Here is a 21725-nt window from a genome sequence, read left to right on the forward strand (position 1 = left end):
CGGGAGCGGCTGCTGGCGTTGCTGTCGGAGAAGGACACCTCGGGTACCACGAAGTACAACCGGCTGAAGCAGTCGGCGAAGGCCCCGACGTGTTCGCACTTCCGTGCCCAGGCCGAGCACCTGGGGTGGGTGGACGGGCTGGGCGAGACCGGGGCGTGGCTGTCCGGCGTGGCCTCGGGGAAAGTCACGGACTTCGCCGGGGAGGCGGACGCCGCGGACGCGCCGGGGCTGCGGGACTACGGCCTGGTCAAGCGGCTCGCGCCGCTGGTGTGTCTCGTGCACAAGGCGCGGATGCGGGCTCGGGACGAGCTGGCGACGATGTTCTGCAAGCGGGTCGCGTTGCAGGTCAAGCGGGCCAAGGCGGAGCTGGAGAGCATCCGCGAGCGGCAGCAGGCCATCGTTGAGGCGTTGATCGGGAACTACCGCACGGTGCTTCAGTACATCGACGCCGACGGCCCCGTCCAGGCCGCGCGGGAGAAGGCGGCCGCGTTGACGGCGGAGATCCTGGGGGTGGTCACCGAGCTCGACCAGGACGCGGAGGCCGGCGCTGTGGCCATGCGGCTCGGCGACCAGCTCGCGCCCGCCCTGCACACGATGGCGAAGGCCCTGCGGGTGCAGGCCGGCGCCCTGGGGGCCGCGGCGGTGGCGGTGGGCGGTTTCGGCGGGTTCGAGCAGCAGTACGAGCAGATCGAGAAGGTCGCCGCTCATCACGGCAACTACTGGGAGGTGCTGCTGTACGGGCACCTGCTCAAGGACCGCTCCGCGATGTACGACCTGACCAGCCGTCTGGAACTGACCGCCACCTCGAAGGACAACCGGGTCCTGGACGCTCGCGCACGCCCGCCGCCACGAGCACCTGCGCGACTACATCCCGGGACGGTATGAGGACGGCCGCTCGGTCGACATCGTTCGCCACGCTGAACTGGCAGAAGGCCGTCCGCGACAAGAACCGGCCCGGCGCCTTCGTCCGCAAGCACTTCGAGGCGATGGTCTTCGCCGCGCTCGCCGAGGAACTGCGCACCGGTGATGTCAAGGTGGCCGGGTCCGAGGAGCACGCCGACTGGAGTCAGCAGCTGCTGCCCTGGGACGCGGTCGAGGAGAAGCTGGGCGACTACCTGGTGGAGGTCGGCCTCGCCGAGCCCGGCGACGATACGCCGTACGACGCGGTGTCGTTCCGCCGGCAGCTGGAGGACAAGCTCACCGCGGCCGCCACGGCGGCGGATGCCGGGTACCCGGACAGCGAGGGTCTGGTCATCGACTCGGAGACCGGCATCCCCTCCCTCAAGACCCACCGCGCCGAGGGCCAGCGGGCCTCGGCGAAGGCCCTGGAGCAGGAGATCAAAGCCCGGATGCCGGAGCGCTCCCTGCTCGGGGTTGTCTCCCGCACCGCGTACTGGGTGGAGTGGTGGCGCCGCTTCGGCCCCGCGTCCGGCACCGAGCCGAAGCTGAAAGACCCCTTCGGCCGGTACGTGATCACCACCTTCGCGAAGGGCACCAACCTGGGCCCTACGAGGCCGCTCGCCATATCCCCGGCGTGAGCGGGCACGAGCTGTCGCTGGCCGCAAACCGGCACTTCTCCATCCCGACGCTGAACGAGGCCATCGCCGACCTGGTCAACGCGCATGCCCGCCTGGACATCTCCCAGGCATGGGGCGACGGCTCAAGAGGAGGGTTGGGAGATCGACCCCGAGGACCTGGCCCACATCTCGCCGTACCTGACCGAGCACATCCGCCGCTTCGGCGAATACTCCACCCACGAACTCGGCATCCAGCCCGAGGCGTACGACCGGCACCTGGACGTCGACTTCAGCCCGCTGCGCGGCGACGACCCCGGCACGGACGGATCCGGCCAAGCGGCCTGGCTCCGCTCCTGCCGGGGACCCACAGCCCGCCCCTAAAACGTAGGACAGCTTCTCAGCTTGTCCTTTGACCTCCGTCAGCGCCGTGAGTGCCGGGCCGTTGGATCTATTCCATCTGGTTGAACCAGTGGCTGTTTGCCCTGGTTGGCGCCGCCCCTGACGCCATGATGGGCCGCTATGAGTACCGACATGTCTCGCGCAGTAGTGCTATTCCGCCATTCGAAGGCAGACACCTCGTTCGAGGGCGATGATCACCAGCGTCCGCTCGCCGAGCGCGGCCGTCGTTTTGCCGGTAACCCGGGGGACGGACAGGACCATCCCCTGGGCGCGGGCTTCCCAGGGGGTGGCACGGACAGTCAGCGGCACAGGCGGAAGAACCCGCGCACCTGCTTGACCAGCGACTCCGGCTGCTCCAGCGCGGCGAAGTGGCCACCATGCGGCAGCTCCTCGAACCAGCGCAGGTCGGTGAACCGCAGCTCGGCCTCCCGCCTCGACGGGCGGGTTATGTCGCGCGGGTAGACCGACAGCCCGGATGGCGCGGTCACCTTGTCCCGGAAGTTGGCGAAGCTCTCCCAGTACAGGCGCGCCGACGACGTGGCCGACGCGGTGAACCAATAGACCGAGATCTCGTCGAGGATCGTCTGCCGCGACAACGCGTCCTCGGGATGGCCGTCGTTGTCCGTCCACGCCCAGAACTTCTCGGCGATCCAGGCGGCCTGCCCCGCCGGGGAGTCGGTGAGGCCGTAGCCGAGCGTCTGCGGCCGGGTCGCCTGGATCGCCGAGTACCCCCGGCCGGTGCGCTGCATCTCCTTCTCGGCCTTGAGATTCGCCAGCTCTGCGGGCGTCGGGTCGTCGAACGTGCCCGCCGCCACGGATCCCAGGTTCAGGTGCACACCGGCGACCCGCTCGGGCGCCACCTCGCCCAGCACCGCGGACACCGCCGAACCCCAGTCACCGCCCTGCGCGCCGTACCGTTCGTAACCCAGCGAGACCATCAACGTGTCCCAGGCGCGCGCGGTGCGAGTGATGCCCCACCCGGTCGTCAACGGCTTGTCACTCCAGCCGTACCCGGGCAACGACGGCGCGACCACGTGGAACGCGTCCGCCGGGTCACCGCCGTGCGCGCGCGGGTCGGTCAGCGGGCCGAGGACCTCCAGGAACTCGAGCACCGAACCCGGCCACCCGTGCGTGAGCACGAGCGGGAACGCGTCCGGCTCCGGCGAGCGGACGTGCAGGAAGTGGATGCCCAGCCCGTCGATCGTGTCGCGGTACTGCGGGAACACGTTCAGCCGCTCGGCGAACCCGAAGTCGTAGTCCTCGGCCCAGCTGCGGCACAGCTCCTGCGCATACGCCAGCGGCAAACCCTGTGACCAGTCGTCCACCGGCTCGCGCTCGGGCCATCGTGTCCGTCGCAATCGTTCACGCAGGTCCGCAATCTCGGCTTCGGTGATGCTGACCTCGAATGGCTCGGCGGACATGGCAAGGCTCCTAACTGGTCAAGGCGTCATCGGATCAGATGCAGATGGACCGTCATCGCGGGCTCCCACGCGTGGCGTCGGGTTCGGGGCGGCGGTCGGCGGTAGGGCGCCGGGTCAGGCTGAGGACGAGTCCCGCCAGGGGGAGTGCCGCGAGCACGGCGAGGGCCACCGGCACCGGCACGATGCCGGACAGACCCGCGACAGCGGCCGGACCGATCCCGCCACCCAGGGCGTTCATGAAGTTGAGCAGGCCCTGTGCGGTGTCGCGGTCGTCCGCGGCGACCAGGTCCGGCGCAAGGCTCACCAGTACGGCTTGGGCGCCGGCGAACCCGCACACGGTCAACGCCGTGCCGACGACAATCGGGATCGGCCCGGTGAAGATCGCGACCACGAGCACGCCGACGACGGTGAGTGCCGCAAGCCCGGCCGACACCTGCCAGCCGGCGAACCGGTCGGTCAAGGCGCCGACCAGCCGCCCGGCCAGCACCGAGCAGGCGGCGGCCGGGACCAAGAGCACGCCGGCTTCCTGGGGGCCACCGCCCGTGGCCTGCTCGATCAGGGACGGGGCGCGGAACAGCACCCCGTAGTAGCCGGCGAAGACGGTCCCGCCGATGAGCCCGGCCGCCAGGAAGCCGCGGGATGCGATCACCCGCCGAGGCACGAACCCGTCGGGCGTGCTTCGCACGCGCCACCACAATCCCACGGCGGCGAGCGCCCCGGCGGCAGCCACGACGAGCGTGACCGGAGCGGGCAGGCCGACCGAGTGTGCCTGCAGCAACGTGATCAAGGAGCCGGCGAGTACCGACAGCACGGCCGCGCCGACGATATCGAGTCGCCCGGTCGAGCCGTTCCCCTCCCCGCTACCGCTCCGCGTCGGCGCGCGCCTAGTCGGCAATGCGGCCAGCAGGAGGGGCAGCGCGAGGACCGGGATCGCGAGCACGGCACGCCACCCGAGCCATGCGGTCACCGCCCCGCCCAACAGCGTCCCGCACCCCGACGCCGTCGCGCTGGCGGCCGCGATGATTCCCAGGGCGCGGATCCGTTGCCGCCCGGGAAGGGCGGTGGCCGCGGCAAAGACGGCGATCACGGTCGCTCCCGCCCCGGCGCCGCCGATCAGTCGGCCGACGATCACGACGGACAGTGTCGGCCCGGCTCCGGCGAGCGCGGAGCCCGCGGCGAGCGCCACGACCCCGGCGACGAGGACCTGGAAGGGGCTCCAGCGGACCAGCAGCCGACCCGCGACCGGCATCGCGAGCGCGGAGGTCAGCGACCACGCGGCGAGAATCCATGCGGTGGCCCCGAACGGCACCGCGAGTGCGCGGCCGATGGCCGGCAGGGCCACCGACGGCGCTCCCAGTGCCACGTACATCGGCAGCACCAGCATCCCCAAAGTCAGCCCCAGCCGACGCCCGTCCGGGGCGTCGGTTCGCTCCGGTGCCGGGGCCCCTCCAGACGGGATCGTCTGCGGCGTCGTCCCCTGCCGGGTATGTTGTGACATGCGAAAGCTCCTTTGCGTGTAACATTACGGAGCAGTGAGGAGACACGTCAAATGCAGGATGCGTATCACAGCCCATTGGTGGTGCAGACGGCCGTCGACCTGGCCAACACCTTGAGGCCGATCAAGGGAGAGGACGCGCTCGAGACCGTGGAGCAGCTCCGGGACTTCCTTGACGACCATCCCGCGGCTGAGCCTCCGAGTTCGGCCGCGAACCAAGGGGCCGGTCCGCGGCATCTCACCCGCGCCGACCTGGCGGAAGTCCGCGCGTTGCGCGAGACGGTGCGTGAGGTGCTCGAACGGGCGAACGCGGACGCGGTCGAAGCTGCGGCTCTGATCAACGACGGTCTGCGTCGCAGCCGCGCCACCCCGGTACTGCGCCACGAGGACGACCGCTGGTGGACCGAGGTGACCTCCGACACCGACCGCTGCTCGGCGCACCTTGCCGCGACTACGCTCAGCGCACTGGCCTCCGTGATCGCCACGCTCGGTCCCGCTCGTCTCGGCGTATGTGCCGGGCCGACCTGCCGGGCCACTTTCGTGGACCTCTCGCGCAACGGCTCGAAGCAGTACTGCACCCGAACCTGCGCACATCGGGCCAGCGTCGCGGCCTACCGGAGCCGGCGCAGCCCGCGTTGAGCGCCGGCACCTGACCCTGCCAGGCCGGCGCCGGGGTTTCGTCCGAGCGGTGGAGCAGGGCGTCGGGCTGCCGGGGAGGACCGCGGTACGTTCGGCGGTGTCGCCGGCTTCCGTCTGGGTCTGGGTGTGCCTCCCTCGCCGATGCTGCCAAGCGCCTCGACCTGTCCGCTCCGCTGCTGAACGCCGCCGTGGTCCGCCTCCGGGTGCACAACTAGCGCGTGGCGCACGCCTCCCGGCCGAGCTGAGACCGGGCGGAGGGCAACCGAACGTCCGACGCACCGCGGTCGCCGCGGCCTCGAGCGGGCCGCGGCGACAGGTTCCCGGGCGGCTCCTCACGCCTGGGGAATGCCTCCGGTGGCGGGAGTGCGGGTCGCGCGCAGGCGCTGGGCGAGCAGGGCGAGGGCGCAGAGGGCGGCGACCGTCGCCGCGTAGGTGACAAACGTGTCCTGCAGACCGGCGTGCGTGGCGGCGATGCCGGCGATCACGGCCGGGATGCTGAAGGCCAGGTAGGAGATGACGAAGGCGACGGAGAGCAGCTCGCTGCGTTCGGCCGGGCGGGCTATCCGGGCCAGGGTGCCGAAGCTGGCGAGGGCGGAGCCGCCGAAGCCGATGCCCGCGATGACGGTTCCGAGCGCGGCCGCGGTCAGGGAGTGCTCCTCCACGCCGGTCAGGGCGACGGCCGTGCCGACGAGGAGCAGGGTCGCGCTGACGGCGAGGGTCCGTCCGACGGGCCAGCCGCGCAGGGCGAGGGCGGTGAGGAAGGCCGGGCCGGTGAGCAGGGTGACCACGAGTCCGCCGACGACGTGGCTGGAGAGGCCGAACAGGCCGACGGCGACGGACGGGCCGAGCGAGAGGTAGAGGCCTCCAAGAGCCCAGCTCGCGATGAGGATCGGGACCAGGCTCAGCAGGTCGGCCCGCAGGTGGGGGGCGATCCGCAGGCGGGGCTGGAGCGAGCGGGCGGCGCCGGGGCGGCGCACCGAGGTCTCGGGCAGGGCCGACAGGAGGGCGCCGGCCACCACGAGGGCGAGGAGCAGCAGCACATAGACGAGGCGGGTGGGGTGCGGCCCGTACTCGATGAGGAGCCCGCATCCGAGCGAGCCCAGTCCGAGTCCGAAAGTGGGCGCGGTGCCCGTGACGAGGCCCGCCCGGTGCGGGGCGTGCGCGGGGTTGAGGTCGGACAGGGCGGCACCGAGCGTGGTCATGGCGGCCCCGGTGGCGATGCCCTGGATGAAGCGTGCCGTCAGCAGCAGACCGACGTTGCCCGCGGTGAGGAACAGGACCATCGAGACCACTTCGAGGGCGATCGCGGAGAGCAGGACCGGACGGCGGCCGAGGTGGTCGGAGAGGGCGCCGAGGACAAGCAGCGCCCCGATCATGCCGAGCACGTAGACGGCGAAGACCGTGGTAAGGGTGGTGGCGGAGAAGTGCCATTCCTGCTGGTAGACGACATAGAGCGGGGAGGGCGCGCTGGAGGCGGCCATGAACAGCACGAAGACGACCGCGAGGGAGGCGAAGGCGACGGGACGGCTCAGCCGTCGTCGCCTCTCATCCGGTGGCGCCACCCGGTCGGTGGGCGGCGGGGAGGGCTGGAGCTGGGACGGGGCGGGACCGGACACGACGAGACTCCAAAAGCAGTGATCGATGCGTTTAGGACGATACCGCTAACGCAACGATCAGTGCGATAATTTCCCCATGGCTGACTCGTCGACCCAGGTACGTCCCGGCGGCCGCTCCGCGAAGGTGCGGGCGGCCGTCCACCGCGCCGTAGCAGAACTCCTCGCCGAGGAGGAAGCGGAGACCCTGACCCTGCCCGCCGTGGCCGCGCGCGCCGGCGTGCACCCCACCACCCTGTACCGGCGCTGGGGATCCACCGCCCAGCTACTCAACGACGTCGCCACCAGCCGTTTCACCGACGACCTGGTCGTCCCCGACTCCGGCTCCCTCGCCGGCGACCTCCAGCGCTGGCTCGCCGACGTGGCCACCGACGTTGCCGACCCGGACACGCTCGCCCTCATGCGGGCGACCATCGGCTCCGGCCCGGCGGGCGGCTGCGCCTGCGTCGAAGACCGCCACCGCCAGCTCGGCGCGATCATCCGGCGCGAACAGGACCGCGGGGGGACGGCACTCGATGTGGAGACCGCGGCGGACTTCCTCCTCGGCCCGCTCTACTACCGCGCCGTTTTCACCCCCGAGCCCGCCTCCGCCGACTGGGCCCGCACACTGGTGTCCACCTATCTGGCGACGCTCCGGACGCCCTGAGCCGCACACCGATCGCGGGGACGCGGCGTGGCTCACGCACATGCGTCTCGCCCAGGGGGTTTCCTACGGATCACCTTCCTGACCAGATGAAGATGGCGACGAGGTGGAGTCCGGTGAGGTAGATGGTGGCGGTCTTGTCGTAACGAGTGGCCAGGCCGCGCCATTGCTTGAGTTTGTTGATGCACCGCTCGACAGTGTTGCGCTGCTTGTAGGCCTCGCGGTCGAAGGCTGGCGGGCGGCCACCTTGGCGGCCGAGCCGCTTGCAGTTGGCGGCTTGGTCGGCGGGCTGCGGGATCACCGTCCGGATGCCGCGCCGCCGCAGATGACGGCGGATCGCCCGGGACGAATACGCCTTGAAGACTAGCGGTGGTCTGTTAGACCGGGCAGTAGAGGTCTGCCGGTGCCGAGGGTGTTGATCAGTTCCTGGAGTGCCGCGGGTGGGGGCTTCGCCAACCATGCCCGCCAGTAGCGTTGCAGCGTGGCCCAGGGCGTCAGCCAGCCACGGACGTCCCGGAGCGCCTAGGGCCAGCAGGCCGGTCGGGGCTGCTGGGGCCCGGTTCTCCCCCTCTCTAACGGTCCTGACAGAGCGTCAGGACCGGGTGGTGGGTCTGCTGGAATGAGCGGGGCCGGGGCGAACCAGGTGTTCCAGCAGAAGCTGAACGCACAGTTCACGAGAGTCTGGTGGCGCCGGATGGCGGCATTGGAGCGGACCTGGATGTCGGCCCAGCCGAGTTCGTCTTTGACCCGTTTGTAGCTCTGCTCGACCCCAGTGCCGCAGCCCGTAGATCCGCACGATCTCGGCCAGATCGGCGGGCGGGTGGGGCGATTCGGCGACGCGCGGGGATCCCGGGCGGGGCAGGTCGGTGGCCAGGTACCAGGTCGCCTTCGACGGCAAGGTGGCCGGATCGGCGGTGGCCACCACCAGACGGACGTTTCCCGTCCGGGCCCCACCAGCCCAGCCGGGCCTCTGCCGCCCACCTGCTTAGTCCCCGTCGGACGGCTGCTGCGCAACAGCACACCGCACGAGGGGAGGACCGGGGCATGGACGTGGTCCACGAGCGGTGCGCCGGAATCGACATCGGCAAGGCGGACGTGAAGGTCTGCGTCCGTGTCCCGGGACCCGGCAAACGCCGCCGCAAAGAGATCCGTACGTTCCTGACGATGACCGCCGACCTGCTGGCGATGCGGGACTGGCTGATCGCCGAGGGCGTCACCGTCGTCGGCATGGAAGTCACCGGCTCGTACTGGAAACCCGTGTTCTACCTGTTGGAGAACGACACCGAGTGCTGGCTGCTGAACGCCCGGCACATGAAGAACGTCCCCGGCTGCAAGACCGACGTCGCGGACTCCGAATGGATCTGCAAGATGGTCGAACACGGCCTGGTCCGGCCCTCGTTCGTGCCGCCACGTCCCATCCGGCAGCTTCGAGACCTGACCCGCTACCGTACCGAGGCGATCCGTGAGCGCACCCGTCAAGCCCAGCGGCTGGAGAAGCTCCTGGAGGAGTCGGGGATCAAGCTGTCCGCGGTCGTCTCGGACCTGCTAGGCAAGTCGGCCCGCGCGATGCTGGAGGCCCTGATCGCCGGAGAACGCAACCCGGAGGTCCTGGCCGAGATGGCCCGAGCCAGCATGCGCGCCAAACGCCAGATCCTTGCCCAGGCGCTGACCGGTCGGTTCACCGACCACCACGCCTTCCTCGCGCGGACCATGCTCGACCGCATCGACGCAGCGAGCGCCATCGAGGCCCGGCTGAGTGAGGAGATCGCCCGTCAACTCGCCCCTTTTCGGCGTCAGATCGAGCTGCTGACCACCATCCCCGGAGTCAGCACCCGATCGGCGGAGATGATCCTGGCGGAGATCGGCACGGACATGGCGCGCTTCCCCTCGGCCGCCCACCTAGCCTCCTGGGCCGGGATGTGTCCGGGCAACCACGAGTCCGCCGGCAAGCACACTTCCGGCAAGTCCCGGCCCGGCGATCCGTGGCTCAAGAACGCGCTCGGACTCGCCGCCACCGCAGCGGCCCGCAGCAAGAACACCTATCTGGCGTCGCGCTACAAACGCATCGCGATCCGCCGCGGCAAGAAGCGGGCCCTGGTCGCCCTCGGGCACACCATCCTGACCTCGATCTGGCACATGCTCATCAACGACGCCGAGTACGCCGACCTCGGAGCGGACTACTTCCTTCAGCGAACCGGCCGGGCGCGGCAGACGCGGCGACTGGTCAGCCAGCTCAACATGCTCGGTTATCAAGTGTCCCTCCAATCAGCGGCAGCGGGCTGAGCTGCGACGTCAGGGGATTTTCGAATCAGACTCCGTCGACCTGAGCCGCCACGTCACCGATAGTGCCGCGTGAGGCATAGCTACAGGAACGATTCGGCTGGTCACGAGGCAGACGGTGAGAAGCAGGTGCTCTAGGGTCGAACGCATGGTTCAGGTCGAGGACACAGCGCGCATCAAGCGGCGGTGGGTGGATGCTGGGCGTCCGGCGTGTGATCACTCCAGCCTGAGCCCGGAGTTCTATCTGGGCTCGCGTACCGGCGACTGGGTCTGTGTGGGGTGTGGCCGGGAGTTCTCCCGGCGGGAAGTCGAGGCGATGCGGCGGGCCGGCAGGCCCGCGGAGTAGGGGCGGCCATCCGTGGGCCACGCGAGGCGAACTGCCGCTGGCGGATGACGGCAGCCGGCCCGGGCGCTCATGCCGATCACGGCGACGAGCAGGGCGCCTGATGCGTCCGCCCGTGTGCACCGCGGTTTTCGGGGGAAGACGAGGACGCGAGTCCGGTCCCCCCTCTATGAGTGAAACGAGCCGGTCATGGCCTTCTTTGCGATCTCTCGATCGCAGCCCCTGACGCTCCTGTCCTCCACCGATCTGGCCGCGGTGAATGAGCGGCTCGAAGAAGAGTGCTCCCAACTGAGACAGGCCCTCAGCTCTCACGCCATCGTTGACCAGGCCATCGGCGCTCTCGTCGTCCTCGGACAAATACCTCCAGAAGAAGCCTGGAGAGGCCTGCGCGACGTGTCCCAGCGCACCAATACAAAGCTGCGCACCGTCGCCGAGCACGTCATGGCGTTCGCCCAGGGCGCCGACCTCCCGGAACCCGAGCGGATCGAACTACAAAGGGCGATCTCCCGCTACACAGCGTGGAGGCAGACGTAAGGGCCCCTGCTGCTGACGCCAAGGGCCGGCGCGTACGGAGAACAATGATTGTGAAGGGGGCGTGCAGGGCCGTACCCAGCTCCGGTGCGCCTCGTTTTCCCCCGCATGGAGAATGAACCCCTCCGTGAACCTGGACCGCAACTGCTGGGCGCCTACTGGCTTGACTCCCCGGTGCTGCGACACACCAGCTGCAAATGCTTCCGCCCCGAACGCGATCGGTGGCGTCGTGTCCGGCTGCATCAGGTCGGCAGCCCCCGGCTTCGGACTTCGATGGTGACCGCGGCGTCCTTTTTGATCGTTTTAGCCCTTGTCGTGGCCGTGGCCGCGTAGTCGGCCGGTGGGCCTCGATTCAGGTACGGCCGTCCGGCGGGCCCCCGTCGACAAGCAGGAGATGCGTGACGCCGCTGACGTCCAGCAAGCGTCGCACCTGGGGCGAGACGGCTATGAGCCGCATGCTGCCATGGGCGGCCTGTGCCTGACGACGATGGCGCAGGAGGAGATTGAGGCCGGTGGAGTCGGCGAACGAGACGTGATCGAGGTCGAGTTCACAGTGCCGAGAGCGCAAGGGGGCCAGCACGCAGGCAAGTTCAGGTGCGGTGAGTGCGTCGAGTTCGCCGGCCACTCGCACCAGGACGGCACCGAGCGTGTCGATGAGGTCGATCACCAACGGGGGCGACGAAGGCGTGGCCATCTCCGAACATCTTCCTCGTATGATCCGATCGGTCCCATACGTGCGTCACCGCATCCCTCGTCACACGATACGCCGGAGGGTGACGCCCCGCCCAAGCCGCAGCGTCCTCAACCAGCGCCCTGGATGGCGATCACGAGAAGCAGCGAAGCCGTCGTGATCAGCCAAGACGTCGACGTCAGATGGACCAAAGGGCTATCCGGGCGGACCCGATGGCCCCTATACCGACCGCCTCCCAGGGCCCACCGTGGAAGGATCTCCACAGGAGGCCAACATGCCGCACGTCGACTCCGTGGCCACCGGTCTTGTTGATCAGTTCTTCGCGCAGTGCCGGCCGGAGGCCGGACCCGCCCTGTCCCGCTGGCACGAGGCGGGCGAGCTGGATCGCATCACGGTCAGCCAACTCCGGCTCTGGGTGGCCAACCGCGCCCTGGAAGCCCTCGCACGGCCCTCCACCAGCCCCTATGAACGGGCTTCAGTCGTCCGGGAGCGTCAGATGTTGATCGACTGGCTGGAGGCGAACGGCCACCAGGACCTGGCCTGACCTCCTCCGCCCATACACGGGGGCCCTTGGCCGGTGAGGCCCATTTGCCTCTGCCCAGCTTCCGGCATGAGGAGCAGCATGGCGGAAGTGGAAGACCTGACCCCGCAGACGGATCAGCTTCCGCTTGGGGACCGTTTAGGCAGCGGTGGCCGTCGGCTCGCGGGAGTACCGGCGCCGGTGCGTCCCGGGTCGGACTCACCCTGGACCCGGGGCGCGCTTCCCCACCTGCACGATGATTCCCCACTGCACGCTGCAGACGGCTGCTGTAGAGGCGCGTCTGTGGAGCATCTGGTCGCTGATACCGAGGAGCCGGGCGATCTCGGCGACCTTCCTTCCGGATGCGACGACATCGAGGACCTTGCGGCGGAACTCGGGCGGATAGCTGCGGGGCATCACGGCCTCCGAAGGCTGCTGGATCGTCATTGCCCAGCAACCCGACCCCATCAGAACCAGGGCATACCAGCCGCCAGACCCCGTCTTACCGAAGCTATCGAGCTGGACTGGTTCCGCCCCACGCACGCCCACGACACCGATCCGTCCGGTCAGCTGGCATCCGATCCGTTCGATCGCCGTCTGTTCGATGCCGGGACAAGTGCCCAAGGCGCCCCACCGATACGGGGGATTGTCGGTGGGCCGCTGTCTGTGAGTGGCGGCCGCGCGTCGGCCGCTGTCGACGCCTGCTGCTGATGGGGACGGGCAATCGCAGTCGGCAACACCCGGGGCGTGCATCCCCGGGGCATGGTTCGTTGTGCGGTCAGAGGGGTGTCGGGTGTGGGTCAGGAGTCGAAGTCGGTCGGGCGGCCCACTGATTCGACCGCATCGAGCTGCTGCAGCCGCGACTGAAGCCGTTCGCGGATGCGGTCGATGGCGTTGGCGCCCAGGGGAAGGCGCAGCGGGGGCTTGTCCATCCGGGTGGCGGTGATGATGGCACGGGCTGCGCGAGCGGGGTCGCCGGGTTGGGTGCCGTGCATGGCCAGAAACTGCTGCTTGGCCGGGTCGAGAGCGGGCCGGTAGTCGTCGATGGGGTTGGCCCAGCGTACGGAGCGGCCGGTGAAGTCGGTGCGGAACGGGCCTGGTTCCACGATGAGGACGCGGATGCCGAGGTGGGCGACTTCGGCGGCCAGTCCTTCGGAGAGGCCTTCGAGAGCGAACTTGGTGCCCGCGTAGGCGCTTCCGCCCAGGGTGGCCAGGACACCTCCGACCGAGGACATCTGCACGATGCAGCCCGAGCGCTGGGCGCGCAGGGCGGGCAGGACGGCCCGTGCCACGTCCAGTGCGCCGAAGACGTTGGTGGCGAACTGGCGTCGCAGTTCGGTGTCGGAGAGCTCCTCGATGGCTCCGCGCAGGGCATAGCCGACGTTGTTGACCAGCACGTCGATGCGGCCGAATTCCTTGAGCGCAGTGTCCACGGCGAGGCGGACGGCGGTGGGGTCGGTCACGTCGAGGGGCAGGGCGCGGACCCGGTCGGGTGCCTGGGCGACGAGGTCGGTGAGGGTGGTGGTGTCGCGGGCGGTGGCGACCAGACGTTCGCCGTCGGCGATGACTTCCTCGGCCAGTGCACGGCCCAGGCCGGTGCTGGTACCGGTGAGGAACCACACCCTGGGGGCGGTGGGATCGGTCTGCGACGACATGGGGGCTCCTTATGAGGATCGCGATGCCGGGCTGGGTGAGGACGCGTGTGACCGGGACGCGTTCGTGGGCGGCTTCCGCGGCGATCGGCGGCAGGGCGGCGCGTTCCCAGGCGGTGACGACGAGGCCGAGGGCGGCCATGACGGCGAACGTGGAGCGTCAGCCGATGCTGGTGCCCAGCGCGGTGCCCAGCGGGACGCCGGCGGCCAGGGCGACCGGGACGCCTGCCATTGAGACGGCAAGGGCCCTGCCCTTGCTGGCCTCGGGGACCATCCGCATGGCGTATCCGGCGATCATCGCCCACTGCAGGCCGGCCCCCAGGCCGGCGATCAGACGGCCGGTGAAGGTGAGGGCGTACCACGGTGAGGCGGCCGTGGCGGCGTTCGCGGCGACCACGGACAGGACGGTGGCGAGCAGTACCGGGCGCCGCGGCCAGCGTCGGGTGAGTGCGGTCAGGGGTATCGCGGCGAGCATCGATCCTGCGGCGTAGACGGTCACAAGTTGTCCGGCGGTGGCCTGGGAAACGTCGAGGCCGTCGCTGATGTGAGGCAGAAGCCCCGCGGGGACGGTTTCGGTGAGCACCGTGACGAATCCGGCGACGGCCAGGGCGAGGAGCCCGGCCCAGGGCAAGCGTGTGTCCTCGTTGGTGAACGTGTCTGTCACGAGCCCTCCTGATGTGGTTATCTTGAGTGCCAAGGTAATTTATCTTGAGACTCAAGGGAGTGTCAAAGGTGCCCGGAACCGAGCAACCGCCACATCCACAGGACTCCGTGGAGACAGAACTTTCGCGGTGGGTCGCCGACATGCCCGGCGTCGACCCGTTGACCGAGGCCGCGCGCCAACGCATCGGACGCATGGCCAGGCTCTTCGACCGCCTGCTCACCCAGGTCGCCGCCGACAACGAGCTCACCGCCGGGGACTGGGCGGCCCTGTCGGCCCTGCAGCGCTCCGGACCGCCCTACCAGTCCTCCCCCACCGCCCTCTACCAGCAACTGGGCCTCACGTCGGGCACGATGAGCGTGCGCCTGGCCCGTCTTGCCCAGGCCGGACTGGTCGAGTCGGTTGCTGCGGCCGACGGCCGCAGCAAACCCGTCCGGCTCACTCCCCTTGGCCAGGAACGCTGGCGTACCGCCACCCAGCAACGCACCGCCCGCGAACACCAGTTGTTCACCGATGCCCTCTCGTCCGAGAACCTCAAGGATCTCAACGTGCTGCTCGGCCGCCTGCTGGGCCGTCTCGAGACCGAGTTCGGCCAGGCAACCCGCCACGACGTCCCCCAGGACACCTGACCGAGCCGACACGCCAGGCCTCACCCAGCAAGGGGGCCGGGCCGTCTTCGGTGGTCACGGGGCCGACGGGAAGCGCGGTGGCGGGTTCGACGGTGCCCCGGCGGGAGACGGGCATGGCGACGACAACCCTCGCGCCGGACTACCAGCGGATCTTGTCGGTGCTGGAGTCTGAAGCGGGCCGGGAGGGCATGCGCTGCCAGCAACTGGCCGTCGCGCTGGGGCTGGAGGCCGTCCTACGTAATGTGGATGTGGCGATCTCGGGTGACCTCACGTTCCGTCACCACCGGATGGGAGACAGGGACGTCTAACTTTGTCTCCCATCCGGTGGTGACGGAACGTCAGTATGAGGTATCTCGACCTTGCAGAGAGTGCGGCCGGTGCTATGACCTCGATGCTTTGAAGCGGATGGCAGTGCATCGGGGGCGCTAAGCTTGTCGCGCCGGGCTCTCACAGACAGACGCCGGCCGATCGGTCGGCCCCAGGGAACGACCGCTGTGGTGCACGGACCTGCGGATTCGCGATCGATGGCCTATTCGTCGCCGCCGTGACTTTCAGTCACCACCGGATGTGAGCCGGAGCCGAACGTCTTACAGTCCCTCGGCGCACAAGAACGGGCCGCGAGGGCGCATCAGGAGGCGAGCACGCGCTGGTGCAGCTCGGTGACGACCTTGCGGGCGGAGGAGATCGCGCCGTGCTGCCAGGCGTCCAGGTAGCTGAGGTAGTCACCGGCGAAGTACACGTGCCCCTGGGCCGTGTTGAGCGGCGCGTACGCCGGTGCGTCGGGGCCGCCGGGCATGGAGTGCCAGGCGCCTTCGAGGTAGGGGACGAGCTTCCACTGGTGGGAGTAGGACGCGGCGAGTTCGCTGCGGTACTTGCCGCCGTGGATCTTGACGCCCTGGTCGAGGGCGCGTTCCAGGCGCTGGGCCGGGGTGAGGGCCGAGTACACGTCGGAGTGGGCGCCGGTGTTGTAGTAACCGATGATCAGGCCGCGCTCGCCCAGGTGCCCGTAGGACGGGTACCAGATGTGATCGAGGTCCAGGTCGGTCTCGGTGATGCCGCCGAAGATCCTCAAATCCCTCTCCCACCAGCGGCTCTTGTACTCGAGGCCGATCTTGGAGGCGTAGGACGGCTTCACCGCCCGCAGGGCGGTCTGCACGGCGGTGCCGAGGTTGTGCGAGGTCTTGGCCAGGATATGCGGAGCGAGGGTGGCGATGCAGTAGTCGGCCGTGATGGTGTGGGTACGGCCGTTCTGGGTGTAGGTGATCAGCACGCCGTCGGAGGTGTTCTTGATGTCGGTGACGGGTGCGCCGGTGCGGATCTTCTCCTCGCCTATGGCGCGGGCGAATGCCATCGGTATCCGGTCCATGCCGCCGACGGGCTGGAACATCAGCATCGCCTGGTCGTATCCGAACTCGAAGGAGAAGTAGCGGCCCACGTTGGAGGCGAACACGTCGGAGAGGGAGGGTACGTCGCCGCGTTCCTCGCCGGGGGTGCCGGCGGCACCCGGGTCGACGCTGAAGCCGCGGTGTTCGGTCCCCGTATACGTGTAGTCGGAGCCGAGCGAGCCGTAGCTCTTGAGGAAGGTGAGCAACCGTTCCTTGTCGTCCGCCGTCAACTCGGCGTCCAGGGCACCGGAGTTGGTGGCCTTGGACAGCAACTCGGAGACGTAGCCGTAGACGTCGGCCTTGGCGGTGCGGTACTGGACCGGCGCCTTCATACCGGTGCTCTCGTTGTAGATGAGCGCGCCGGCATTGGTGTTGGTGAAGACCTCGATGGGCACGCCGAGCTCACGGCAGTAGTCGAGGGTGACCATCCACTGGGCGAGGCGTGCGGGGCCGGCGTTCATGTACTGGCCCTTGCTGAATCCGGCGGTCTGGCTGACACCGTTGACGTCGGTCAGCCGGTCGCCGCCGCGGACGGTAAGGTTGCGGCCTCCGACGCGATCGCGTGCTTCGAGGACCGTACAGTCGTAGCCGGCCTTACCGAGTTCGTAGGCGGAGGTGAGACCGGCGATGCCGCCGCCGATGACGACGACCGTGGCGGGCCTGCCCTTGCGGCCCTGGAGGGTGAAATCGCTGCGCCTAGGGGCGCGGAACGGTACTTCCTTCTCCGCCGCGTAGGCGGCGGTGGGGGCAAGGCCGAGCGCCCCCATCGTGGCGAACATGGCGCCGGCACCGCCGGTCACACCCACACTGCGCAGGAACGCCCGTCGGCTTGTTCCCGTCCGGACCTGAGGCTCTGTCATGGAGGGGCTCCCCTTCCGATCTTGAACGACGGGGGAAGCGTGCCAATGGACAGTTACGGCGTACGACCTATTCGTGTATCCCGCACGTTTCTGCAGGCGCAGAACCGAAGAGACATCGACGCGCGGAGCCGGACACACCCGACATTGCCGTATCGGAAGGGCGCCGGTGTCGATGAGACCGGAGGTGTCGGGGGGTACAGGGCGAGAAATGACTGCAGATCATCGAATTCGTACTGGGCGGCGAGTTCGTCGACGTCGGCGTAGGACAGCCCGATCCGGTTGCGTTAGTACTCCAGTGACATTTCACCATTCCCGCTGGTCAGAGGGGGGTCTTTCGAGCCTAGCGGGCTGACGGGGCCTCAGGGGCCCCTTGCGGGGGGCTGCTTCAGGCGCGGGTGCGTCTGCGGTAGTGGCAGGTGCGGGCGATGGCCTGGTGGCGTCTGCGCCAGCGTGACCAGGTCAATGCGCCGACACCGCGGTGCGCGGGCCGGGGGCCGACAACTGCCAGCAGGCGCCGGACCTCCACCACGGTGAGCGGGGCCAGGTCGGCTGTGTCGTTTCTGCCGCCCCCCTTTCGATCGCCGCGGTGGCCATGGCGGCGAGGAAGGCGTGCGCGAGCATGGCGAGGGTGATGTGTCGATACCAGCCTGGGTAGCGGCGCACTTCGTACTCATCCAGGCCGCACTGGCCCTTGGCGGCCTGGAAGCACTCCTCGATCGCCCAGCGGGAGCCGGCGACGCTGACCAGCTTCTCGACGGTGGTGCCGACGGGCGCGTAGGCCAGGTAGTAGGCGATCTCGTCGACACGCTTGAGGCTGCGGCGGGCCAGCACCCACCGCTCGTGCGTGGGCGGGTCGGGGTCGAAGACGATGTTGACGGGCAGCTTCGCCGTGGCCCAGTCGCAAACGCGCGGGCCCTTGGCGCCGTTGCCGCAGGACAGCTGCTGCCAGGCATCGGTGGGGGCGTCGTCGATGAGCTGGTCGATGCGCCAGATCCCGAACAGTGACTTGATCTGCTGGGACTTGGGCACCGCGAGCACATAGCCGGTCCGGGCCTGCTCGAGCAGGTGGCGAAAGCGCCACTCCTGCCCGTAGAGACTGTCGGCGCTCACCCAGGCGATGGGCAGCGGCGAGGCCAGTGCCCGCAGGACCAGGGTGTGGGCCAGTTCTCCCTTGGTGGCGAAGCCGCGTTCGGCCGGAATGCGGGCGGCTTTGCAGCGGTCCACATCGTTCGTCCACGACTTGGGCAGATACAACTCCCGGTCCACCAGCGCCCGTCCCCGTCCGCAGGCGTAGGCCGCGAAGACGCCGATCTGGCAGTTCTCGGTCCGCCCGGCCGTGCCGGAGTACTGCCGCTGCACTCCGGCGGAGACGACGCCCTTCTTGAGGAATCCGGTGTCGTCCACGATCAGGACGCCGTCCGGGGCGTCGAGCCGCTGGGCCACGTACTCCTGCAGGCCGTCCCGGAGTTCGTCGGGATCCCATGTGCTCCGCGACAGCAGGTGCTGCATCCCGTACGGGCCGTTGTGACCGGCGCACTCGGCCAGCTGCCAGCTGTTCTTGCGTCCGACCGGGCCCAGCAGGCCCCGGACGTAATCCCGCATCCGGCGCCGCACCTCGACCCGGCCGAACCGTCCGTTTCACCCGCAGGAACAGATCCTCGAGCTCGGCACTCCAGCGTCCCGTGACAAGTCCGCCATCATGCCCCGAGCCTGCCCGTCGCGGCCCGCCGTCCACGACGGCTTCCCGAAACCCGCCCCTGAGGCCCCGTCAGCCCGCTAGGCTCGAAAGACCGCCTCTGACCAGCGGGAATGGTGAAGTGCCACTGGAGTACTAGGCGTCACGTGGCTGGCGCAGGTCCAGATAGCAGCGCAGCCGTACACCGGGCTGATCGGGCTCGCCAGCACTTATCGGGACTGTAAGGCGTGCGGCCCTCGGCCTCGGCAAGCGCCTCGAACTTGTCGCGCAGTGGCTTGGACGGGCGGAGCCTCACTCGCGTCGGCGACGTCCGCAGCTCCGATGTCGGTGATCAGGTGCAGTCGTCCGGCCATGCCGGCGAGGCGCATCAGGCTTCCCTCGAGGGTTCGTGGTGGATGCAACCAGTCAGTACGGCCGCGGTCTGGGTGAGGTGCTGGACCAGCACCTCGGCCGCGGTGTCGGCGTCGCGGTCCAGCGCCGCCTCCTCCAGTCGGCGGTGCTCGCCAATGGCGTCCCGGTCGGGGTTGTGGTGCGCCGACCAGCGGCGAGCCAGTTCACTCGCGGCCCACATCCGGTCGAAGGTCTCCAGCAGAACGGGGTTGCCGCACCCCTCCAGCAGGGTGCGGTGGAAGACCCGGTGGGCTTCGGACCACGCGCTGCTGTAGTACTCGCCCTCCTCAGGCTCGTATGCGGGGGTGCGAGCCAGACGGTGGTGGGCGGCTCGCACGCGGGCCTCCCAGTCGACGTCACCACGCTCGACGGACATGCGCAGCAGGACCGGTTCGATGGTCCGGCGGGCCTCCGTGATCTCCTGCCAGCGGCGGTCGGAGAAGGCGGGGACGGCGAACCCGCGGTTGGGCAGCCGGTCGGCGAGGCCCTCGCCGACCACCCGAACGAGCGCCTCGCGCACGACGGCCAGGCTTACCCCCTGTTCCTTGGCGAGGTCCTGCGGTTTGAGGGCGTCACCGGGGGCGTGCTCTCCGCGCATGATCGCGTCCCGAATGTGTGCGTAGACCTGCTCGGAGAGCATCTGCTTCCCCGGCGGCGAGGTCGAGGTGTGGGCCTTCTCGGTCATGCCCTCAGCATAGACGATTCGCTGGATAATCGATTATCTATGTTATCGTCGATTCAGAGCTGGTGAGGAGGGGCCGTATCCCTCCTGCGGGCCCTGCGTCGGCCGTATCACCGACACCCCACCCCAGAGCACAGTCCTGAAAGGAACGACGCGATGAGCGCCAACGACCCCTTCGCCCGCCTCCCCGAGGCTGCCTCCTTCACCGTTACCAGCACCACCGTCACCGACGGTGCCGCCTGGTCGCCCGAGCAGTTCTCCGGCATCTTCGGCGTCCCCGGCGGCAAGGACGTCTCGCCGCAGCTGTCATGGAGCGGCGCCCCAGAAGGCACCAAGAGCTACGCCGTCACCGTCTACGACCCCGATGCCCCCACCGGGTCCGGCTTCTGGCACTGGGCGGTCGCCGACATCCCCGCCACCGTCACCGAACTGCCCGAAGGCGCCGGCGACGACACCGGCTCGGGCCTGCCCGAGGGCGCCTTCCAGCTGCCGGGCGACGCCCGCGCCGCCCGCTTCATCGGCGCCGCCCCGCCGGCCGGGCACGGCCCGCACCGCTACTTCGTCGTGGTGCACGCCCTCGGCGTCGAGTCCATCGGCGTCGCGGCCGACGCCACCCCGGCCGTCCTCGGCTTCACCATGGCCGGACACATCCTCGCCCGCGCGGTCCTGACCGCCACCGCCGAGACCCGCGCCTGACGATCAGCGTGTCCCGACTCTTCGACACCACGGAGATGTATCTCCGCACCACCCTGGAACTCGAGGAGGAAGGCGCGGTCCCCCTGCGCGTCCGCATCGCCGAACCTCTGAACCAGAGAGGCCCCACCGTCAGCCAGACCGTGGCCCGGGTGGAGCGCGATGGTCTGCTGCACGTCGCGCTCGACCGGCGCCTGGAGTTGACGCCGGAGGGCCGCAGGCTCGCCACGCGCGTGATGCGCAAGCACCGGCTCGCGGAGTGCCGTGATGAGCGAGACCGTGGAGCGGCGCGTGCTCACGGCTGTTCAACCACCCCACCGAGTCGCGCCGTACGGCAACCCGATCCCGGGCCTGGAGGAACTCGGCGAGAAGAGCACCGTGGATCCGTTCCCCGACGAAAGCACGTGCTGGGCACGGTCGAGCAGGTCCCAATCGAGAGTGCGCACAGATGACCCCCACCGAACGGCGCGCAGCTGCGAACACCGCCTTCGACACGCTCGGGGCTTCGCTGCAGTGCGCCTCTGAGGCTCCGGGGATGGGCGCTTCGCTTGCCGCGCCGACCTTCTCAACCACTACGCCCAGGCACTCCACGATCTGATCGACGCCAAGGTCCATGTTCAGGCGGGCGAGGCGTCGATTTCGTGGATGCCGCCTCCGGGGCCGTCGGCGAGGTACTCCAGGAGCCGGATGAGGGCGTTCACAGCCAGTTCCTGTGCCTGGTCGTCGCCGAACTCACTGGTGCCGGGCTCGTCTTCGTCGGTGACGTCGGCCGGCTCGAAGGTGGTCTCCCAGATGCGCTGAACTGGCCAGCGGTCGGCACGGGTGGTGAACCGGATACGGATGGACCAGCTGGCCCCGTCTGCGGTGACGTCCACGACCTGGATGGTGCCGGACTGCGGGCAGTCGATGGAGCGCCCGCGCAGCACGTCAGCGGTCATCGGTGCGGCGCGGGCGGGAGAGAAGAACTCGGCGGTCACACCAGGAG

General features: G+C 69.4%; 22 protein-coding genes and 4 pseudogenes. 13 read left to right on the forward strand and 13 right to left on the reverse strand.

Translation table 11 applies throughout. The annotated features are described in order from the left end of the window. Positions 1 to 18 precede the first annotated feature (18 nt). From ACIBN2_RS44450 to ACIBN2_RS44465, 4 genes and pseudogenes are all read left to right on the forward strand, one after another. Entirely contained in the window at positions 19 to 885 is an 867-nt protein-coding gene (locus ACIBN2_RS44450) for a hypothetical protein (protein WP_399143477.1), read from the forward strand. After that, entirely contained in the window at positions 882 to 1538 is a 657-nt protein-coding gene (locus ACIBN2_RS44455; RefSeq protein WP_399143478.1) for a hypothetical protein, read from the forward strand. The genes ACIBN2_RS44450 and ACIBN2_RS44455 overlap by 4 nt, the downstream gene beginning before the upstream one ends. Next, positions 1535 to 1595, forward strand: a pseudogene (locus ACIBN2_RS44460) (hypothetical protein); the annotation flags it as partial. The gene ACIBN2_RS44455 and the pseudogene ACIBN2_RS44460, both read left to right, overlap by 4 nt. Positions 1596 to 1622: 27 nt before the next feature. Further along, positions 1623 to 1898 (forward strand): Tn3 family transposase, encoded by a 276-nt coding sequence (locus ACIBN2_RS44465; RefSeq protein ID WP_399143479.1) that lies wholly within the window; start codon positions 1623 to 1625, stop codon positions 1896 to 1898. A 317-nt stretch (positions 1899 to 2215) separates the two neighbouring features. Here ACIBN2_RS44465 and ACIBN2_RS44470 read toward each other — a convergent pair whose 3' ends face one another. Continuing rightward, entirely contained in the window at positions 2216 to 3337 is a 1122-nt protein-coding gene (locus ACIBN2_RS44470; protein ID WP_399143480.1) for an epoxide hydrolase family protein, read from the reverse strand. A gap of 52 nt (positions 3338 to 3389) precedes the next feature. After that, entirely contained in the window at positions 3390 to 4835 is a 1446-nt protein-coding gene (locus ACIBN2_RS44475; RefSeq protein ID WP_399143481.1) for an MFS transporter, read from the reverse strand. A 51-nt stretch (positions 4836 to 4886) separates the two neighbouring features. On the opposite strand from ACIBN2_RS44475, the gene ACIBN2_RS44480 reads away from it, so the two are divergent. Then, positions 4887 to 5471, forward strand: coding sequence for a CGNR zinc finger domain-containing protein (locus tag ACIBN2_RS44480; protein ID WP_399143482.1), 585 nt, complete (start codon positions 4887 to 4889; stop codon positions 5469 to 5471). Positions 5472 to 5803: 332 nt separating this feature from the next. On the opposite strand, the gene ACIBN2_RS44485 is transcribed toward ACIBN2_RS44480, so the two are convergent. Next, positions 5804 to 7087, reverse strand: a complete 1284-nt coding sequence (locus ACIBN2_RS44485) for an MFS transporter (protein WP_399143483.1) — start codon at positions 7085 to 7087, stop codon at positions 5804 to 5806. A 76-nt stretch (positions 7088 to 7163) separates the two neighbouring features. Here ACIBN2_RS44485 and ACIBN2_RS44490 point away from each other — a divergent pair, with 76 nt between their 5' ends. Continuing rightward, positions 7164 to 7730, forward strand: coding sequence for a TetR-like C-terminal domain-containing protein (locus ACIBN2_RS44490; RefSeq protein WP_399143484.1), 567 nt, complete (start codon positions 7164 to 7166; stop codon positions 7728 to 7730). A 70-nt stretch (positions 7731 to 7800) separates the two neighbouring features. On the opposite strand, the pseudogene ACIBN2_RS44495 reads toward ACIBN2_RS44490, so the two are convergent. Beyond that, positions 7801 to 8085, reverse strand: a pseudogene (locus ACIBN2_RS44495) (transposase); the annotation flags it as partial. A gap of 686 nt (positions 8086 to 8771) precedes the next feature. On the opposite strand from ACIBN2_RS44495, the gene ACIBN2_RS44500 reads away from it, so the two are divergent. Together ACIBN2_RS44500 and ACIBN2_RS44505 are read left to right on the forward strand one after the other, a co-directional pair. Then, on the forward strand, positions 8772 to 10010 hold the full coding sequence (locus ACIBN2_RS44500) for an IS110 family transposase (RefSeq protein WP_399143485.1): 1239 nt from the start codon (positions 8772 to 8774) through the stop codon (positions 10008 to 10010). Between the two features lie 529 nt (positions 10011 to 10539). Then, positions 10540 to 10884, forward strand: coding sequence for an ANTAR domain-containing protein (locus tag ACIBN2_RS44505; protein ID WP_399143486.1), 345 nt, complete (start codon positions 10540 to 10542; stop codon positions 10882 to 10884). Between the two features lie 349 nt (positions 10885 to 11233). On the opposite strand, the gene ACIBN2_RS44510 is transcribed toward ACIBN2_RS44505, so the two are convergent. Next, complete coding sequence (locus ACIBN2_RS44510; protein ID WP_399143487.1) at positions 11234 to 11575, reverse strand: STAS domain-containing protein; 342 nt, start codon at positions 11573 to 11575, stop codon at positions 11234 to 11236. 271 nt (positions 11576 to 11846) lie between these two features. Here ACIBN2_RS44510 and ACIBN2_RS44515 point away from each other — a divergent pair, with 271 nt between their 5' ends. After that, a complete protein-coding gene (locus ACIBN2_RS44515) occupies positions 11847 to 12116 on the forward strand; it encodes a hypothetical protein (RefSeq protein ID WP_399143488.1) in 270 nt (89 codons plus the stop codon). Positions 12117 to 12311: 195 nt separating this feature from the next. On the opposite strand, the gene ACIBN2_RS44520 is transcribed toward ACIBN2_RS44515, so the two are convergent. The 3 genes from ACIBN2_RS44520 to ACIBN2_RS44530 all read right to left on the reverse strand — a co-directional run bounded on the left by ACIBN2_RS44520 (position 12312) and on the right by ACIBN2_RS44530 (position 14408). Continuing rightward, on the reverse strand, positions 12312 to 12539 hold the full coding sequence (locus ACIBN2_RS44520; protein ID WP_399143489.1) for a transposase: 228 nt from the start codon (positions 12537 to 12539) through the stop codon (positions 12312 to 12314). Between the two features lie 353 nt (positions 12540 to 12892). Continuing rightward, positions 12893 to 13747 (reverse strand): oxidoreductase, encoded by an 855-nt coding sequence (locus ACIBN2_RS44525; protein ID WP_399143490.1) that lies wholly within the window; start codon positions 13745 to 13747, stop codon positions 12893 to 12895. Positions 13748 to 13904: 157 nt separating this feature from the next. Beyond that, complete coding sequence (locus ACIBN2_RS44530) at positions 13905 to 14408, reverse strand: MFS transporter (RefSeq protein WP_399143491.1); 504 nt, start codon at positions 14406 to 14408, stop codon at positions 13905 to 13907. Between the two features lie 107 nt (positions 14409 to 14515). Between ACIBN2_RS44530 and ACIBN2_RS44535 the strand changes: the two genes are divergently transcribed. Both ACIBN2_RS44535 and ACIBN2_RS44540 read left to right on the forward strand, forming a co-directional pair. Next, complete coding sequence (locus ACIBN2_RS44535; protein WP_399143492.1) at positions 14516 to 15034, forward strand: MarR family winged helix-turn-helix transcriptional regulator; 519 nt, start codon at positions 14516 to 14518, stop codon at positions 15032 to 15034. Positions 15035 to 15147: 113 nt separating this feature from the next. Then, complete coding sequence (locus ACIBN2_RS44540; protein ID WP_399143493.1) at positions 15148 to 15342, forward strand: hypothetical protein; 195 nt, start codon at positions 15148 to 15150, stop codon at positions 15340 to 15342. A gap of 320 nt (positions 15343 to 15662) precedes the next feature. Here the strand turns inward: ACIBN2_RS44540 and ACIBN2_RS44545 are convergent, their stop codons facing one another. The 4 genes and pseudogenes from ACIBN2_RS44545 to ACIBN2_RS44560 form a co-directional block, all read right to left on the reverse strand. Continuing rightward, positions 15663 to 17279 (reverse strand): flavin monoamine oxidase family protein, encoded by a 1617-nt coding sequence (locus ACIBN2_RS44545; RefSeq protein ID WP_399143494.1) that lies wholly within the window; start codon positions 17277 to 17279, stop codon positions 15663 to 15665. Positions 17280 to 17738: 459 nt separating this feature from the next. After that, a pseudogene (locus ACIBN2_RS44550) lies at positions 17739 to 18933 on the reverse strand (IS701 family transposase). A gap of 177 nt (positions 18934 to 19110) precedes the next feature. After that, complete coding sequence (locus ACIBN2_RS44555; protein WP_399143495.1) at positions 19111 to 19224, reverse strand: DUF6207 family protein; 114 nt, start codon at positions 19222 to 19224, stop codon at positions 19111 to 19113. Positions 19225 to 19342: 118 nt separating this feature from the next. Continuing rightward, entirely contained in the window at positions 19343 to 20050 is a 708-nt protein-coding gene (locus tag ACIBN2_RS44560; RefSeq protein WP_399143496.1) for a GntR family transcriptional regulator, read from the reverse strand. 153 nt (positions 20051 to 20203) lie between these two features. On the opposite strand from ACIBN2_RS44560, the gene ACIBN2_RS44565 reads away from it, so the two are divergent. Together ACIBN2_RS44565 and ACIBN2_RS44570 are read left to right on the forward strand one after the other, a co-directional pair. Next, on the forward strand, positions 20204 to 20743 hold the full coding sequence (locus ACIBN2_RS44565; RefSeq protein WP_399143497.1) for a YbhB/YbcL family Raf kinase inhibitor-like protein: 540 nt from the start codon (positions 20204 to 20206) through the stop codon (positions 20741 to 20743). Between the two features lie 8 nt (positions 20744 to 20751). Beyond that, positions 20752 to 21139 (forward strand): annotated as a pseudogene (locus tag ACIBN2_RS44570) (metal-dependent transcriptional regulator); the annotation flags it as partial. Positions 21140 to 21357: 218 nt separating this feature from the next. Here the strand turns inward: ACIBN2_RS44570 and ACIBN2_RS44575 are convergent. Beyond that, positions 21358 to 21717, reverse strand: coding sequence for a hypothetical protein (locus ACIBN2_RS44575; protein ID WP_399143498.1), 360 nt, complete (start codon positions 21715 to 21717; stop codon positions 21358 to 21360). Between the last annotated feature and the right edge of the window lie 8 nt (positions 21718 to 21725).

The sequence above is a fragment of the Streptomyces sp. NPDC050534 genome (assembly GCF_044457745.1).
GTDB lineage: Bacteria > Actinomycetota > Actinomycetes > Streptomycetales > Streptomycetaceae > Streptomyces.

Bases quoted from the DNA above. Each gene is read 5' to 3' on its own strand.
- ACIBN2_RS44560 (WP_399143496.1), bottom strand. From the start codon at position 20,050: ATGACCGAGAAGGCCCACACCTCGACCTCGCCGCCGGGGAAGCAGATG.
- ACIBN2_RS44505 (WP_399143486.1), top strand. From the start codon at position 10,540: ATGGCCTTCTTTGCGATCTCTCGATCGCAGCCCCTGACGCTCCTGTCC.
- ACIBN2_RS44490 (WP_399143484.1), top strand. From the start codon at position 7,164: ATGGCTGACTCGTCGACCCAGGTACGTCCCGGCGGCCGCTCCGCGAAG.
- ACIBN2_RS44455 (WP_399143478.1), top strand. From the start codon at position 882: ATGAGGACGGCCGCTCGGTCGACATCGTTCGCCACGCTGAACTGGCAG.
- ACIBN2_RS44500 (WP_399143485.1), top strand. From the start codon at position 8,772: ATGGACGTGGTCCACGAGCGGTGCGCCGGAATCGACATCGGCAAGGCG.
- ACIBN2_RS44525 (WP_399143490.1), bottom strand. From the start codon at position 13,747: ATGTCGTCGCAGACCGATCCCACCGCCCCCAGGGTGTGGTTCCTCACC.
- ACIBN2_RS44465 (WP_399143479.1), top strand. From the start codon at position 1,623: ATGCCCGCCTGGACATCTCCCAGGCATGGGGCGACGGCTCAAGAGGAG.
- ACIBN2_RS44545 (WP_399143494.1), bottom strand. From the start codon at position 17,279: ATGACAGAGCCTCAGGTCCGGACGGGAACAAGCCGACGGGCGTTCCTG.
- ACIBN2_RS44520 (WP_399143489.1), bottom strand. From the start codon at position 12,539: ATGACGATCCAGCAGCCTTCGGAGGCCGTGATGCCCCGCAGCTATCCG.
- ACIBN2_RS44515 (WP_399143488.1), top strand. From the start codon at position 11,847: ATGCCGCACGTCGACTCCGTGGCCACCGGTCTTGTTGATCAGTTCTTC.
- ACIBN2_RS44565 (WP_399143497.1), top strand. From the start codon at position 20,204: ATGAGCGCCAACGACCCCTTCGCCCGCCTCCCCGAGGCTGCCTCCTTC.
- ACIBN2_RS44480 (WP_399143482.1), top strand. From the start codon at position 4,887: ATGCAGGATGCGTATCACAGCCCATTGGTGGTGCAGACGGCCGTCGAC.
- ACIBN2_RS44470 (WP_399143480.1), bottom strand. From the start codon at position 3,337: ATGTCCGCCGAGCCATTCGAGGTCAGCATCACCGAAGCCGAGATTGCG.
- ACIBN2_RS44475 (WP_399143481.1), bottom strand. From the start codon at position 4,835: ATGTCACAACATACCCGGCAGGGGACGACGCCGCAGACGATCCCGTCT.
- ACIBN2_RS44510 (WP_399143487.1), bottom strand. From the start codon at position 11,575: ATGGCCACGCCTTCGTCGCCCCCGTTGGTGATCGACCTCATCGACACG.
- ACIBN2_RS44540 (WP_399143493.1), top strand. From the start codon at position 15,148: ATGGCGACGACAACCCTCGCGCCGGACTACCAGCGGATCTTGTCGGTG.